Annotated in this window: 14 protein-coding genes; 7 read left to right on the top strand and 7 right to left on the bottom strand. The window is 72.2% G+C overall.

Features of this window, described 5'->3' with window-relative positions; all coding sequences use genetic code 11:
• Positions 1 to 128: 128 nt before the first annotated feature.
• The 3 genes from ABD352_RS37770 to ABD352_RS37760 form a co-directional block, all read right to left on the bottom strand.
• Positions 129 to 1,601, bottom strand: a complete 1,473-nt coding sequence (locus tag ABD352_RS37770; protein WP_344617360.1) for an endo-1,4-beta-xylanase — start codon at positions 1,599 to 1,601, stop codon at positions 129 to 131.
• A gap of 273 nt (positions 1,602 to 1,874) precedes the next feature.
• A complete protein-coding gene (locus tag ABD352_RS37765) occupies positions 1,875 to 3,095 on the bottom strand; it encodes an RNA polymerase sigma factor (protein ID WP_344617359.1) in 1,221 nt (406 codons plus the stop codon).
• The gene (locus ABD352_RS37760; RefSeq protein ID WP_344617358.1) at positions 3,092 to 3,424 is read right to left on the bottom strand and encodes a YciI family protein; all 333 of its coding nucleotides are present in this window, start codon (positions 3,422 to 3,424) and stop codon (positions 3,092 to 3,094) included. The genes ABD352_RS37765 and ABD352_RS37760 overlap by 4 nt, the downstream gene beginning before the upstream one ends.
• 132 nt (positions 3,425 to 3,556) lie before the next feature.
• Between ABD352_RS37760 and ABD352_RS37755 the strand changes: the two genes are divergently transcribed.
• The gene (locus ABD352_RS37755) at positions 3,557 to 4,348 is read left to right on the top strand and encodes a phosphotransferase family protein (RefSeq protein WP_344617357.1); all 792 of its coding nucleotides are present in this window, start codon (positions 3,557 to 3,559) and stop codon (positions 4,346 to 4,348) included.
• 7 nt (positions 4,349 to 4,355) lie between these two features.
• Here the strand turns inward: ABD352_RS37755 and ABD352_RS37750 are convergent, their stop codons facing one another.
• Entirely contained in the window at positions 4,356 to 6,296 is a 1,941-nt protein-coding gene (locus tag ABD352_RS37750; protein ID WP_344617356.1) for a hypothetical protein, read from the bottom strand.
• Positions 6,297 to 6,664: 368 nt separating this feature from the next.
• Between ABD352_RS37750 and ABD352_RS37745 the strand changes: the two genes are divergently transcribed.
• Positions 6,665 to 6,928, top strand: a complete 264-nt coding sequence (locus ABD352_RS37745; protein ID WP_344617355.1) for an IS110 family transposase — start codon at positions 6,665 to 6,667, stop codon at positions 6,926 to 6,928.
• Here the strand turns inward: ABD352_RS37745 and ABD352_RS37740 are convergent.
• Positions 6,837 to 7,229, bottom strand: coding sequence for a transposase (locus ABD352_RS37740; protein ID WP_344617493.1), 393 nt, complete (start codon positions 7,227 to 7,229; stop codon positions 6,837 to 6,839). The two genes, ABD352_RS37745 and ABD352_RS37740, sit on opposite strands and share 92 nt — an antisense overlap.
• Before the next feature lie 33 nt (positions 7,230 to 7,262).
• Here ABD352_RS37740 and ABD352_RS37735 point away from each other — a divergent pair, with 33 nt between their 5' ends.
• The gene (locus ABD352_RS37735) at positions 7,263 to 8,090 is read left to right on the top strand and encodes a transposase (protein WP_344617354.1); all 828 of its coding nucleotides are present in this window, start codon (positions 7,263 to 7,265) and stop codon (positions 8,088 to 8,090) included.
• Between the two features lie 224 nt (positions 8,091 to 8,314).
• On the opposite strand, the gene ABD352_RS37730 is transcribed toward ABD352_RS37735, so the two are convergent.
• A complete protein-coding gene (locus ABD352_RS37730; protein ID WP_344617353.1) occupies positions 8,315 to 9,427 on the bottom strand; it encodes a helix-turn-helix domain-containing protein in 1,113 nt (370 codons plus the stop codon).
• Positions 9,428 to 9,554: 127 nt separating this feature from the next.
• Between ABD352_RS37730 and ABD352_RS37725 the strand changes: the two genes are divergently transcribed.
• Positions 9,555 to 10,805 carry a YncE family protein gene (locus ABD352_RS37725; protein WP_425553821.1) on the top strand — a complete coding sequence of 417 codons (1,251 nt, stop codon included), beginning with the start codon at positions 9,555 to 9,557 and terminating at the stop codon, positions 10,803 to 10,805.
• Positions 10,806 to 10,979: 174 nt separating this feature from the next.
• Entirely contained in the window at positions 10,980 to 12,638 is a 1,659-nt protein-coding gene (locus ABD352_RS37720) for a cellulase family glycosylhydrolase (protein WP_344617352.1), read from the top strand.
• Positions 12,639 to 12,701: 63 nt separating this feature from the next.
• Here the strand turns inward: ABD352_RS37720 and ABD352_RS37715 are convergent, their stop codons facing one another.
• A complete protein-coding gene (locus ABD352_RS37715) occupies positions 12,702 to 13,352 on the bottom strand; it encodes a TetR/AcrR family transcriptional regulator C-terminal domain-containing protein (RefSeq protein ID WP_344617351.1) in 651 nt (216 codons plus the stop codon).
• A gap of 87 nt (positions 13,353 to 13,439) precedes the next feature.
• Here ABD352_RS37715 and ABD352_RS37710 point away from each other — a divergent pair, with 87 nt between their 5' ends.
• Together ABD352_RS37710 and ABD352_RS37705 are read left to right on the top strand one after the other, a co-directional pair.
• Complete coding sequence (locus ABD352_RS37710; RefSeq protein WP_344617350.1) at positions 13,440 to 14,117, top strand: hypothetical protein; 678 nt, start codon at positions 13,440 to 13,442, stop codon at positions 14,115 to 14,117.
• A gap of 116 nt (positions 14,118 to 14,233) precedes the next feature.
• Entirely contained in the window at positions 14,234 to 14,395 is a 162-nt protein-coding gene (locus ABD352_RS37705) for a hypothetical protein (RefSeq protein ID WP_344617349.1), read from the top strand.

Raw genomic sequence — 14,395 nt, 5'->3', positions numbered from 1 at the left:
TCGTTGTCCTGCTCGGCCGCCTGACTACCTGCCGAGGCGAATCGGGAATGACCTCCGCCGGTCATCGCTATGGTTGGCGCCTGCGGCAGCAGCTTGCGTTGGAGAAGCGGAGCGGGCCTGGCCTACGCTCATAGGTGGCCGGGGGCGCCGGTCAGGCGCCAGACCTGCTTGGCCGGCGCGGCCGGGTCGGTCTGGCATGGCCACTGTTCGATCCCGGCGGAGTCGGCGGTGCTGTCGGCCTTCGCGCGCAGGCATTTGCCGCTGTGGGTGGCGGCGAGCTTGTAGTCCTGGTCCGGGCCGGCGACCTGGTACAGCTCGAACCGCTGCTCGGCCAGGCCGGCGCAGGGGCTCTGCACGACAGCGGCGCCGTTGGCGGTGCTGGCGCTCGCGACGGTCATGCACAGCCCGTTCTGGGCGTTGGCGATGGTGTACGTCTTCGTGCCGACGCGGCTGAAGACGAAGCGCTGCGCGCCGGTCGCGTTGCAGCCGTACTGCTGCAGTTGGGTCCCGCCGGTGGTGGTGCTGTTCGGGACGTCGAGGCAGCGGCCGGAGTACACGGCGACCGCAGTGCCGGTGAAGTCGCGCGCGGCGAGGGCGTCCCGCACGCTGAGGTACGCCGGTTTCGGCTGGAGATTCTCCCCGAGCAGGTCGGCCGCGCCCCAGCCCGGGATGGCGGCCGGTACCCAGGAGTGCGCGTCGGTGAATCCCCACACCGTGAGCGAGACGCAGCGGGCCACCGCCAGGCAGGCGTCGACCGCCCGGCGGTACACCGTCGCCTGGGTTGTCAGCTTCGCGTCGTCCGCCGGCAGCGGCATGCGCACGTCAAGCTCGGTGACCGCGACGTCGACGCCGAGGCCGGCGAAGCGTGCGAGCGTGGCGCCGAGTTGGGACAGGGCGCTGCCGGTCGTCACGTGCGTCTGGAAACCGACCCCGTCAATGGGCACACCCTGCGCGCGCAGGTCCCGCACCAGCGCGTACAGGGCGTCACTCTTGGGGTTGGCCCACTCGGCGTTGAAGTCGTTGATGTAGAGCTTCGCGGCGGGATCGGCGGCGCGCGCCCAGCGGAACGCATCGGCGATGTAGCCGCTGCCGAGCCGGTTGAGCCAGATACTCGGCCGCAGCGTGCCGTCCTCGTTGAACGCCTCGTTCACCACATCCCAGACGCCGACCCGGCCGGCATACCGCGTCATCATGGTTTCGATGTGCTGCTTGAGGCTGGCGCGCAGCTGCTCGTCGGTGAAGCCCCCGCCGGTGAGCCAATCGGGCAGCGAGTTGTGCCACACGAGCGCGTGCCCGCGCACGGTCTGCCCGTTCTGCTGCGCGAAGTCCACGATCGCGTCGGCGTCGCCCCACGTGTACTGCCCCTGGGCGGGCTCCACCTGCGACCACTTCATGGCGTTCTCCGGCGTCACGCCGTTGAACTCGTAGCGCAGTTTGTCGCGATACCCCTGCTCCTGCGCCAGCGCCCCGGCACTGACCGCCGATCCGATCCGCAGCCCGCGCGCGGCGGCGAGCGTACGCAACGTCGAGTCGGCGGCGGCGGCCGGCGCGGCGGCGACCACCCACCCGGTGATGCCCCACCCCGCGACCAGAACGAGCACTCCAACCAGGACATGTCTGACCCACCGCCGTCGCATACCGTCCCCCGGTCCCGTCATGCCAGCGTGCCGCCCCGGGAACGTAGCACGGGGGGCCGAGTTTGGCTCGCCCGTCATGGGAGACATCGATGAGCCGCTCGTCGTCGTCGGCGAACCATTCGCCCTCGCCCGGTTCCTCGGCCGCGCCGTCGAGGGAGATCAGCTCGTACAGCACCACGTTGCCCATCGCGTTGGTCCTTCCCGGCCGGTCAGCCGCGGTGTGGCTTTTGGATGAGGTCAGGGACCGGCGAGCTGGTCGCGGCGGCGGACGAGGTACGCCGTCTCGGCGGTGTTGCCGGCCAGCGCGATGGCCCGGTCGTAGGCCGCCCGTGACTCCTCGCTGCGGCCCAGCCGGCGCAGCAGGTCGGCGCGGGTGGCGTGGAAGGCGTGGTAGTCCTCCAGCGGCAGCGCGTCGACCTGCGTCAGCGCCAGCTGCGGGCCGTCGATCTCGGCGACCGCGATCGCCCGGTTGAGCCGCACGATCGGCGAGGGGTCGAGGCGGGCCAGCTGGTCGTAGAGCGCCACGACCTGCGACCAGTCGGTGTCGCGGACGTCGGGGGCGTCGGTGTGCACGGCGTTGATCGCGGCGAGGATCTGGTAGCGGCCCGGGGCCTGGCCGGACGCGAGGCGCGCGCGGACCAGGGCGTGGCCCTCGGCGATCAGCTCGCGGTCCCAGGCGCCGCGGTCCTGCTCGCCGAGGGCGACGAGCTCGCCGCTCGCGGACACCCGCGCGGCACGGCGGGCCTCCGTCAGCAGCATCAGCGCCAGGAGCCCGGCGACCTCGCCGTCCGCCGGCATCAGGTCGCGCAGCAGCCGGGTCAGCCGGATCGCCTCGGCGGTCAGGTCGCCGCGGACCGCCTCCTGCCCGGGGTCCGAGGCCAGGTAGCCCTCGTTGAAGATCAGGTAGAGGACGGCGAGCACTCCGGTGAGCCGGGCCGGGAGGTCCTCGCGCGACGGCACGCGGTAGGGGATCCCCGCCGCCTTGATCTTCGTCTTCGCGCGGGTGATCCGCCGGCCCATGGCGGCCTCCTGGACCAGGAACGCGCGGGCGATCTCGGGCACGGTGAGCCCGCCGACCATCCGCAGGGTCAGCGCGACCCGTGCCTCCATGGCCAGCGCGGGGTGGCAGCAGGTGAAGACGAGGCGGAGCCGGTCGTCGTCGATGGCGCCGAGCGGCTCGGGGGTGTCGAAGAGCATCAGCGCCTCCTTGTGCTTCTCCTCGCGCTTTGCCTCGCGCCGTAGGCGGTCGATGGCCTTGCGGTTGGCGGTGGTGGCGAGCCACGCGCCGGGGTTCGGCGGGACGCCGTCGACCGGCCAGCGCTCGACGGCGGTCGCGAACGCCTCGGCGGCCATCTCCTCGGCGATGTCGAGGTCGCCGATGCGCCTGGCCAGGGTTGCGACCACACGGGCCCATTCCTCGCGGTGGGCCCGGGTGATCGCCTCTGCGGCGCCGGTCATGCTTCCAGGAACGGCCGCAGCTCGACCCGCCGGTTGCAGTGTTTCGACCCGAGGGCGGCGAGCCGCCGCGCCACGTCGAGGTCGGGGGCGTCGATGATCCAGAAGCCGGCGATGTGCTCCTTGGACTCCAGGTAGGGCCCGTCGGTGAACACCGGCTCCCCGTCCCGGCTGTCGACGACGGTGGCCGTGCTGGGCGACGCGAGGCCGCCGGCGAACACCCAGTGGCCGTCGGCCTGCAGCTGGTCGTTGAAGACCTCGATCGCGGCCTGCTCCTGCTCGGTGGCGCGGCCGGCCGTTTCGTCGAGCACGGACACCAGGTACTGCGCCATCGTCATCATCTCCTGTCGTCTGGCCGCCCCTCGGGCCGCCTTGCACCCCTGCTACGAACGCCGCTGCCTCGATCCGACAGCCTCCGCCGGGACTTCTTCAAGGAATCCTCGTATGACGTAGCATGCCCGAGCGTGGGGCACGACGTGCGGGGTGTGGCCGGGCGGCATCTGCCCGGGGTCGCGGCGGACGACGTGCGGCGGCTGGGCGCGGGGCTGGACAACGCCGCGTACCTCGTCGGTGGCGAGTGGGTCGTGCGGTTCGCGGCCGATCCCGGGGCGCTCGACGTCGAGCGGGAGGCCCGCCTCCTGCGCGCCGTCGGCGAGGTGCTCCGGGGGATCGTCGCCGTGCCCGAGCCCGTCTTCGCCGCCGAGGGGGCGATGGGGTATCGGGTGCTTCCCGGCGTACCACTGCTGGAAATGCTGGACCGGGAGCCCTTCGCCGCCGTGGGCACCGTCGTCGAGGCGCTGCGGGCCCTGCACGCCGAGCCCGTCGAGCGGTTCGCGGGGCTCGTGCACACCGATGCCGACGGGCCCGGCGGGTGGCTGGAGGAGGCGCGGGAGCTGGCCGCCGCCGTCGAGCTGCCCGAGGCGGCCTGGTTTCTCGAGGCGGCGCCGCCCGCGCCCGCGGACCGGCTCGTGGTGTCGCACAACGACCTGGGGGCCGAGCATGTGCTCGTCGACCCGGCCACCGGCGCGGTCACCGGGCTCATCGACTGGAGCGACGCGGCCGTGTGCGACCCGGCGTACGACTACGGGCTGCTCCTGCGGGACCTCGGGCCCGACGCGCCGCCGATCCCGGCCGAGCTCGCCGAGCGGGCGTGGTTCTACGCGCGGTGCGGGCTGATCGAGGACCTGGCGTACGGGCGGCCGGCGTACGTGGCGAAGTCGCGCCGGCAGGCCGCGTTCCTGTTCGGGGCCGCCTGACCTTCCGCTAAGGTCTGTGTCGAAGTCCGGTCGTAATGCCGGGCTTGGTCGACAGTCCGGGGTGTGCGTCTCGTCGTTCCGGTGTGGTCCTGGCCACTGGTGTGGTGGTGGGGCTCATCCGGGGTTGTCGAGGGCTCGTTCCGAAGGTTCGCCGAGCGCCCTGCCGCCAGCCGTGTTCGCCGGTGGTGGGCTGCGGCCGCCGCGGCCGTCCACCGGTGTGGTGGGTTCCGGTTGACTCGGTCAGGGCTCCTTGCAGCCCTTCGTTGATGGCCTCGACCCCATACCGGTCGAGGGTGGCCCGTGCCGCGTCCCAGTCCACCCGCGCCGTACCCGGCTGGGCCAGGTCGGTGAGCACAGTGTGCGCACCGACCAGCGCGGCAACCAGGTCGCGGTCCCCGGTCAGCCCGCAGCCGAGGCAGTGGTGACGGCGGTCCGCCAGATCTTTCGGGACTCGCCGGCTGCAGAGGCAGTGTTGGGTCCAGGCGGTGTGCCGGGTCCCGGCCCGCGCCAGCCCCGGCCCACGCCCGGTGTGGGCGGCGACGGCGGTGGTTTCGCGGTGCAGGGCGGTCAGGAGCATGCCGGGGGTGAAGGCGTGGATGCCGCGGCCCCACCGCCGGGCCCATGCGCGGATGTCGGCGTCCTCGACGACCAGCCCGGCGCCGTGGACGGCGACCAGGGCCGCGGCGGCGATGCGGGCGCGGGTGTGCCCGGCCCTGGTACGGGCAGCACCGTCGGCGGCGGCCTGGCCTCGCAGCCGCTGGTAGGTGTTCGTCAGGGTGTCGCGCCGGTAGGCGCGGACTGGTATCCCGGCGGTGTTGGCGACCCGCGGACCGCCGGGCACGGTGGTCTGCACCGGTGGCAGCCCGGCCGCGTGGCGGCGGTCGGCGCGGCGCTGCTGGCGTGGCGAGAGCCGGTACTGGCCGGGGTTGGCGGCGCGGCGGGACCGCTCCAGGGCCCGCTGCCGGCGCCGCTGCCGCAATCGCTCGGCGGCCAGGGCGGCGTCGTGCTCGCCGGTGCGGGCGATCCGACTGGCCGCCAAGCTGCCGTCCGGGCCGGTGGGAACGGACACGACGGTCAGGTTGGACACGTTGACGTCCACCCCGCCCCGGCGCTCGAGTTGGGCGGCTGCCTGGCGGCGCTTGGTGACGGCGGGGGACGTGTAGCCGGGCCCGAGGATCATCAGGTGCGCCTCGTACCGCCACCCGCCCACCGCGCCCGGGTCGCGGTGCCGGACCAGGTCGATCTTGTGCCAGCGGTTCGGGTCGGCGAGGTAGTGCTCCAGGACGGGCCGGCGGCCCGGGCCCTGTGGCAGCCGCACCGGCAGGACGAGGTCACCTCCGCCGAGGCCGGTGCACACGACGGCGAGGGGGCCGTCGTGCTCCCACCACGACCGCACCGGCTTCCCACTGGCGGTGGTGGCGGTCACGGCCGGCGTCCGCCGCGGCTGCCACAACCGGCCAGCGTGCCCGAACGTGGCGCTATGCCCGGCCAGGCTCCCCACCAGCCGGAATGTCTCCCACTTCCGGGCGCGGGTGTGGGAACGGGCCCGGCCGGGGATCGTGGCGAATTCCCACCAGCCGCCCGGGCGGGGACGGCCGTGGCGGCGGCCGGTGGCGTCGGGGAACAGGTGCCGCTCGGTGGCTTCCCACACCCCGTCTGCCAGGTGCATGGCCAGGGCCTTGGTCAGGTACCGCCGCACATGTGGCGCCTTGTCCAGATGCCGGTAGGCGGCGTGTTCCAGGCCGCTGCGGGACAACCCGAGGCGGCCCCGGACCGCGTCGGGTCCGGCCGCTGCCCGCTCACGACGCGCGGCCCAGTAGGCGTCGACCCGGGCCCGGGCGTCGCGCTGGACCGCCCGCCGGACGGTGAACGCGGCCGCGAACACCCGCTCCACCACCTGCCGTACCCGCGGTTCGTGGACGTCCAGCGGCAGACGTAACACCGACACCGGACCCTCACACCGCCACGGCACCACCCGATTCGGCCCCCGCCGCCGTGGTCCTGCCCCCGCCACACATCGACACTACCCAACACCACCACCCAGCCGGAACCGCGACACACATCCCGCGGACAGCAGCGTTCACGACGCAGACTTTGATACGCACCCGAAACTGGTGGATAGCGTCGTCCGCCGACGTCGAAGCCGCTTGGCACGGTCGAGTCCGTCCAAAAGAATGACGCTGGAGCCCGTGGGGTAGGTACCCCGAGTTGCTGCTGCTACGAGCGCGTGTCTGAGTTTCTTGATGTTGTCGCGGGTTCCGCGGGCGGCGCCGTGTCGTTGACGGACGCGGGGGCTGAGCCGCTGGGGGTTGCCGCATGGAGATCGTCTATCCGCGGGTCGCCGCGATCGATGTGCACAAGAAGCAGGTGACCGTGGCCATCCGCACGCCGGGCGAGCGAGCCGGCCAGCGTCGCCAGCAGGTGCGGAAGCTGCCGACCTACCACCGAAGCCTGCGGGAGATGGCCGCCTGGCTCGTCGAGCAGGGCGTCACCCACGTCGCGATGGAAGCCACAGGGATCTACTGGAAGCCCGTCTTCCACGCGCTGAGCGAGACCGATGCCGGTCCGCTTCGGCCTTGATACCTCGTTGCCGGCCGGCCCGACGCAGAGCGTCGGCAAGCTGGTCAGTGGTCAGCGTGGCGGCCTGCGTCGGTGTAGGCGCCACGGCCAACACCGCTCGGGCTTCAGCGCGCATGATTCCACCGCGGGGCGCGGGCAGCTTCCGCCACGAACACCCGGCCTGCACCATGTACGCGATCGCCGCGAGGACCGCCCGGTCATCCGCCCGACGCTTCCCACCACCCTGAGGCCGTTTCGCAGCAACCGGAATCAACGGCTGCGCGACCGCCCACAGGTCCTCTGGCGCCCACGTCTGGATCATGTCCTCCACCACATCCGCCACAAAGAGAAGATCATGCCCGAGGCCACAACCTCACCAACTGAGACACCCCCTAAAGTCCTCGAGGACGGTGGCATCAAGCTCGACTCCGTCGCTTCGCACGCCCTCGGCGTGTCCGGACGGGCCATGATCGAAGCGCTCATCAGCGGCGAACGCGACCCGCGCGCCCTGGCCCAACTCGCCAAGGGAACACTACGCCGTAAGATCCCCGATCTGACCATGGCCCTGGCCGGCCGCTTCGCCGAACACCACGCGTTGCTGGCCCGACTGCACCTTGACCACATCGACCACCTCAACGCCATGATCCAACGACTGGACGAGCAGATCGGGATTCTGCTGATCCCTTTCGCCCGCCCGATGGAACTCCTGACGAGCATCCCCGGCGTCGGTGAACGCGCCGCACAGGTCATCATCTCCGAGATCGGTGTCGACATGAGCCGATTCCCCACCGCCGCGCACCTCGCCTCCTGGGCCGCGCTCTGCCCTGGCAACCACGAATCCGCCGGCAAACGCACCACCGGCAAGACCCGCAACGGCAACGCCCAACTCTGCAGCGTCCTCGTCGAGGCCGCGTGGGCAGCATTCCGGACCCAGACTTATCTCGGGGCCCGGTTCCGTCGTCTCCATCGCCGCTTCGGCAAGAACGGCGCCAAGAAGGCAGCCGTCGCCTTGGCCCACAGCATCCTTGTCATCACCTGGCACGTCCTGACCAACAACACCGCATACGTCGACCTCGGCGCTGACTACTACACCCGCCGCGACAGCCCCGAAACCCGCAAGAACCGCCTCGTCCACCAACTCCAAGACCTCGGCTACACCGTCGAACTCACCCCCACGGCCTGACCAACCACACCAACCCGCAAACCCATCGGGGATGCGCCCCGATGCTGCCGCCTGCCCACGCACGGACCAGTTACGTCTGAGCGGATGCGCCGGCCTGACCCTCTACAAGGTCATCCACGAGCTGCAACTCCTGCTCGCAACCTGGACCGGCGCATGCCCGACCTGCCACCAAACCGTGAAACCGTTACACCGCAACAGACATCGACAAACCTAACAAAGCACTACTAGCCGGCGGCGCGGTCGAGCCAGGCACGCAGGGCCCACCACGTGCGCAGCGTCGTGAGGACCGTGGCGTCGTCGAGGGGGAGTGGCGCGCGCTCCTGCAGGGCGCGCAGGCGGTAGCGCACCGTGTTCGGGTGGACGTGCAGCGCGGCCGCGGTGCGGTCGAGGCGGTGACCGTGGTCGAGGTAGGCCAGCGCCGTGGCGGCCAGCTCGCGGTGGAACGCGTCGGCCGGGTCGAGGGCGCCGAGCACGGCCTCGGCGAGCAGGGCGGCGAGCTGCGGCTGGGCGGCCAGGGCGGCCTCGCCGGCGAGGTCCAGCGCCGCGAACGAGCCGGGGCGGGCGAACCGGGCGGCGCCGGCCAGCGCCGTCACGCACAGCCGGTAGCCGTCGGCGGCCCGCGCCAGGGGCAGCGGCGGGCCGGTGACGACCAGCACCGCCGGGTCGACGCGGGACGGGGTCCGCGCGACCAGGCCGGCCAGGCGGCCCTCGACGGTGCCGAAGACGCCGCCGCACGCCGTCAGGCGCGCTTCGAGGGCCTCCGCGCGGCCGGGGTCCGTGATGTCGAAGAGCATGCAGCGGTACGTCATGTGCTCCCGCAGCCCGACCGCCTCCACGTCGTCCGCGGGCGCCGGCGCCGTCCCCGGCCGCAGCAGCGCCCGCAGCACCGCGTCGCGCTGGTCGCGCCGGCCACGGGCCAGGGCGCGCTCGGCGGCGCGGTGGGCGTCGGCGACGTGCCCCTCGAGGGCGGAGACGTACCGGTCGAAGTCGAGCGCCGCCGACAGCAGCACCTCGTCGGCGATCCCGGCGGCGCGGCCGCGGGCCACGGCGATCTCCAGCAGCCGGGTGCGCGCGGCCCGCACCCCGCCCAGCAGCGCCGCGACCGGCACGCCCTGCGCGGCGCGGTCGGCGCCGAGGCGCTCGGCCTCGGCGAACGAGAGCCCCTCCCCGGGCCGGCGGAACGCGGCCAGGCCGGCGGCGAAGAGCAGCGCGACGTGGCGGCGGCTCTCCTCGACCGGCAGCCGGGCCACCTCCGGCGCGGCGTCCCGGGCGGCCTCGACGAGCTCGTCGAGGAGGCCCTCGTCGCCGGCGAGGGCGGTCAGCAGCGGCGCGAGCATGGACTCTCCGTGTTGTGGGCGGGCGACAACCGGGCGGCGCCGCGTTGTGCGCGACGGCCTATCGAGCATCGCCGATCGACGATTTCCTGAAGGCTACCGCCCAGTAACGCCTTCCAGGGAGAGCCGCGTGACATCGAACCCCGCACCGCGCCGGCGCGCCGCCATCGCCGGCCTCGCACTGCTCGCCACCGCCCTCGTCCCGCTCACCGGCGCCGCCGCGCCGGCCGCCGCCGCGCCCGCCCTGCAGGAGGTGATGTTCGTCGGCAACAACTGGGACGGCACCGTCGACGTCATCCACTCCAGCGGCACCTACGCGAAGCTCGGCCGCGTCAACGTGGTGCCGGACAAGACCCAGCGGCTGCTGGAGATCTACCTCAACCCGGTCAAGCTGGCGTTCTACCTCGGCGTCCAGCAGGGGCCGGGCGAGGGCCACGACCAGCTCGTCGACGACATGTACACCACCCCGGACGGCTCCGCGCTCGTCGTGTCCCGCCCGAGCTTCGCCGACGTCGTCTCGATCGACCTGCGCACCGGCGCGCTGCGGTGGCGCTTCCCGGTGTCGGGCTACCGCGCCGACCACATGGCCGTCTCGCCCGACGGCACGCAGGTCGCCGTGTCCGCCTCGACGTCGAACACGGTGCACGTCCTCGACATCAACACCGGCCGGCAGCTCGGCTCGTTCGGCGCCGGCGACAAGCCGCACGAGAACATCTACACCGGCGGCGGCCGGTACCTGTGGAACATGTCCATCGGCGAGGTCAACACGTCGCTGGACGACCCGTGGCTGGACTGGACGAAGGGCGACCGGCACATCACCGTCGCCGACACCCGCACGTTCCAGGTGGTGCGCACCATCGACATGCGCCCGCGGCTCGATGCGTTCGGCCGCTCCGACCTCTCCAACGCGGTCCGCCCGGCCGTGTTCACCCCGGACGAGAAGACGCTGTACTTCCAGGTCTCGTTCTTCAACGGCTTCGTGGAGTACGACGTCGCCGGCGACCGGATCACCCGCGTCAAGGAGCTGCCGAAGAACCCGGCGACCAGCCCCGACCGCACCACGTGGGTCAACGACTCCCGCCACCACGGCCTGTCGATGAGCCCCGACGGCGCGAAGCTGTGCGTGGCCGGGACGATGGACGACTACGCCACCGTCGTGGACCGGGCCACGCTGCAGGAGGGCGCGCTGGTCCCGGCGAGCAAGCCGTACTGGGCCACGGTCAGCGGCGACGGCCGGGACTGCGTCATCTCCGAGTCCGGCGCCGACCAGGTGACCGCGATCAGCTTCGCCACCGGCCAGAAGGTGACGAGCGTGCCGGTCGGCGACCACCCGCAGCGGGTCCGCATCGGCCACGTCGCCGCCGGCTGGACCGCGCCGTGATGCGCTGACCGAAAGTTTCAGTCGCCGGCGCACGTCGGCGGCGGTGCGCGGTGGCCGCTGATTGACGTCGATCATTCCTAGGCCCAACGATGCGCGGACGAGCGGAGTGAGCGCCCCTGTCGCTACGGGCACGCCGCCTCGCCGAACGTTGTCACGCGAACGGAGCGTCACCCCGTGGGTCTCAGACGTATCAGGACGAGAAGGGCCGTCGGCGGCGTGGCGGCCCTCGCCGCGGTCGCGGCCACCGCGCTCATCGCCGTCACGCTCACCGCCGGTACCGCATCCGCCGGCACCGGCACCGGCTACCTGCACACCAGCGGCAACAAGATCGTCGACTCGACCGGCGCGACGGTCCGGCTCACCGGCCTGAACTGGTTCGGCATGGAGACCGACAACCACACCTTCCACGGGCTGTGGGCGGGCCGGCCGGCGAGCTGGACCCAGCAGCTGGACCACATGGCCCAGCTCGGGTTCAACACCATCCGGGTGCCGTACACCGGCGACTCGCTGCGCGCCGGCGCGACCGCCACGAGCATCAACACCGACACCAACCCGGACCTCGTGGGGCTGTCCCCGCTGCAGATCCTGGACAAGGTCATCAACTACGCCGGCGGCAAGGGCATGCGCATCATCCTCGACCGGCACCGGCCCACGGCCGCCGGTCAGACCGCCCTGTGGTACAGCGGCTCGGCGACCGAGGCCAGCGAGATCGCCGACTGGCAGATGCTCGCGTCGCGGTATGCGAACAACCCGACCGTCATCGGGGCGGACCTGTTCAACGAGCCGCACGCCGACGGCACGGAGCCCAACGGCGTCGGCTCCTGCTGGGGCTGCGGCGACACCACCAAGGACTGGCGGCTGGCCGCCGAGCGCATCGGCAACGCGATCCTGCAGACGAACTCCAACTGGCTGATCTTCGTCGAGGGCGTCAGCTGCGACGGCAACGGCGGGTCCCCGAACCCGTACGACAACGTGCCGGACGACCCGATGGCGTGCGACTGGTGGGGCGGCAACCTGTCCAAGGCGGGCACCTACCCGGTCCGGCTCAACGTGGCCAACCGGCTGGTCTACTCCGCGCACGACTACGGCATCTCGGTGTACGACCGGCAGCCGTGGTTCAAGGACTCGAACTTCCCGAACAACCTGCCCGACGTGTGGGACCACTTCTGGGGCTACCTGTACAAGCAGAACGTCGCCCCGGTGCTCGTCGGCGAGTTCGGCAGCACGCTGGCCAACCCGATGGACACGCAGTGGATGACGAAGCTCATGGCGTACATGGGCAGCGGCGTCAACGGGATGTCGTTCACGTACTGGTCGTGGAACCCGGACTCGGGCGACACCGGCGGCATCGTCAGCGATGACTGGAACACCGTCAACCAGGCGAAGATGAACATCATCGGCCCCTACCTGATCCCGCCCACCGGCGGCGGCGGGCCGACCGGCGGCACGAGCTCCCAGCCGCCGACCAGCTCCAAGCCGCCGACCAGCTCGCAGCCGCCGACGAGCTCCCAGCCCCCGCCGCCGAGCGGCGCCTGCAGCGCGACGTACGAGGTCACCAACCAGTGGCCGGGCTCGCCGGGCGGGTTCCAGGTCACGGTGACGGTGAAGGCCGGCAACTCGGCCATCTCCAAGTGGACGGTCAAGTGGACGTTCGCCAACGGCCAGACCATCGGCCAGCTGTGGAACGGCACCCTGACCACGTCCGGCTCCGCGGTCACGGTGACGAACGCGGCGTACAACGGCTCGGTCCCGGCCAACGGCACGACCACGTTCGGCTTCACCGGCACGTGGACCGGCACGAACGCCCTGCCCACGCTGACCTGCACCGCCTGATCACGTCCCCGGGCCCGGTGCGGCCGACCGCAGTGGTCGGCCGCACCGGGCCCGTCCGGGCGTCTACGGGCAGCTGCGGCCGAGGCCGTCGAGGATGAGGCCGAGGCCGAACTCGAACTCGTCGGCGAAGTTGAAGCCCGTTCTGGCCAGTTCCATGACCACCTCGCCCAGGTACGGATAGTCGTCGATCTCCGCCGGTTGCCGCTCGGCGACGGCCGTGCGCCGCCGGGCCGCCTCGGCCGGGATGTCGCCGGCCAGGGTCTTCTCCTGCAGGGCGAAGCCGTAGACGTAGGCGTCCAGCACGTTGTACGCGTGCACGGCCATGCGGAACGGGAAGCGCGCGTCGCGGCGCAGGCACCGCATCACGGCGTTGTGGTGGCGCAGGTTCTCCGGCCCCGGGGTGCCGGTCTCCATCCGGCCGACCGCCCAGGGGTGACGCAGCAGCGCCCGGCGCATCGACGAGCAGCGCGTGTGCAGGGCGGCCCGCCAGTCGCCGCCGTCCGGCATCTCCACCTCGGCGAAGACCAGGTCGACCATGCCGTCGAGCAGCTCGTCCTTGTCCGACACGTGCTTGTACAGCGCCATGGGCACGACGCCGAGCTGGGTCGCCAGCCTGCGCATGGTGAGCGCGTCGAAGCCGCCCTCGTCGGCCAGCTCGATGGCCGCCTGCAACACCTTCGCGCGGTTGAGCCGCTCCCGGCCGGTCTCCTGCATCGGGGTCCTCCTTGACAGGTGTACAGCGTACACCTACCTTGGTCGCGGTGAAGGTGTACGCCGTACACCATCGGGGAAGGGTTCACGATGACCATTACCGCCGCGAGACTCACGCAGGCCGCGGGCGTCTCCGCCGCGATCGCCGGGCTGCTGTTCATCGGCGTCCAGATCAACCACCCGGCCATGGACGTCGCGACGGTCACCACCACCGACTGGGTCGTGCGCAGCACCGCGAAGGCGCTCATGGCCGCGCTGGCGCTCGCCGGCATCACCGGCATGTACCTGCGCCAGATCCGCCAGACCGGGATCCTCGGCCTCATCGGCTACGCGCTGTTCGCCGCCGGCTACCTGCTGATGCTGAGCGTCGAGGTCGTCGCGGCCGCGGTGCTCCCGTCGCTGGCATCCACGGCGCCCGCCTACGTCGCGGACGTCGTCGCCGTCGCCTTCGGCGGCACCGCCACCCACGACATCGGCGCCATGCAGACGGTCCTCATCCTGAGCTCCGTCGGATACCTCGCGGGCGGATGCCTGTTCGGCATCGCGCTGTTCCGGGCCCGCGTCCTCGCCCGGTGGGCCGCGGCGCTCCTCGCCGCGGGAACCGTCGCCACGGTCGCGCTCGCGGTGCTGCCCGAGTCGTTCAACCGGCCCTTGGCCGTCCCGACCGGAGTGGCCCTGATCGGCCTGGGCATCTCACTGTGGCGCGACCAGCGAACCGCCGCCGCGGGCACCCCGGCACCCACCGGCGCCGTCGCCGGCTCGCACTGATCGGTTATCCGGTAACGATCTTGCACGGGGCCTGCGAGCATCGGCGGTGTGTCCGCACGGCGCACCGGCGCGAGGCAGGGGACGGCCGGCCGGGGCCGGCCGACACTGTTCCGGAGGTGCCGCTGGACGAGCTGTCCCGGCGGCTGGAGGCCCGCAACGCGACGGCGACGTGGGCCACGGCGCCGATCACGCGCGAGATGCTCGAGCGGCACGCGCCGTTGTTCGAGGCGCCGGACGCCGGCGAGCTCAGGTTGTTCGACCGGCCGCGGCGTGCCTGA

Source organism: Dactylosporangium salmoneum (genome assembly GCF_039532525.1).
Taxonomy (GTDB): Bacteria; Actinomycetota; Actinomycetes; order Mycobacteriales; family Micromonosporaceae; genus Dactylosporangium; species Dactylosporangium salmoneum.
This window is presented reverse-complemented; position numbering and strand designations above follow the sequence as displayed.

Bases quoted from the DNA above. Each gene is read 5' to 3' on its own strand.
- ABD352_RS37730 (WP_344617353.1), bottom strand. From the start codon at position 9,427: ATGCTCGCGCCGCTGCTGACCGCCCTCGCCGGCGACGAGGGCCTCCTC.
- ABD352_RS37740 (WP_344617493.1), bottom strand. From the start codon at position 7,229: ATGATCCAGACGTGGGCGCCAGAGGACCTGTGGGCGGTCGCGCAGCCG.
- ABD352_RS37765 (WP_344617359.1), bottom strand. From the start codon at position 3,095: ATGACCGGCGCCGCAGAGGCGATCACCCGGGCCCACCGCGAGGAATGG.
- ABD352_RS37760 (WP_344617358.1), bottom strand. From the start codon at position 3,424: ATGGCGCAGTACCTGGTGTCCGTGCTCGACGAAACGGCCGGCCGCGCC.
- ABD352_RS37715 (WP_344617351.1), bottom strand. From the start codon at position 13,352: ATGCAGGAGACCGGCCGGGAGCGGCTCAACCGCGCGAAGGTGTTGCAG.
- ABD352_RS37710 (WP_344617350.1), top strand. From the start codon at position 13,440: ATGACCATTACCGCCGCGAGACTCACGCAGGCCGCGGGCGTCTCCGCC.
- ABD352_RS37745 (WP_344617355.1), top strand. From the start codon at position 6,665: ATGGAGATCGTCTATCCGCGGGTCGCCGCGATCGATGTGCACAAGAAG.
- ABD352_RS37735 (WP_344617354.1), top strand. From the start codon at position 7,263: ATGCCCGAGGCCACAACCTCACCAACTGAGACACCCCCTAAAGTCCTC.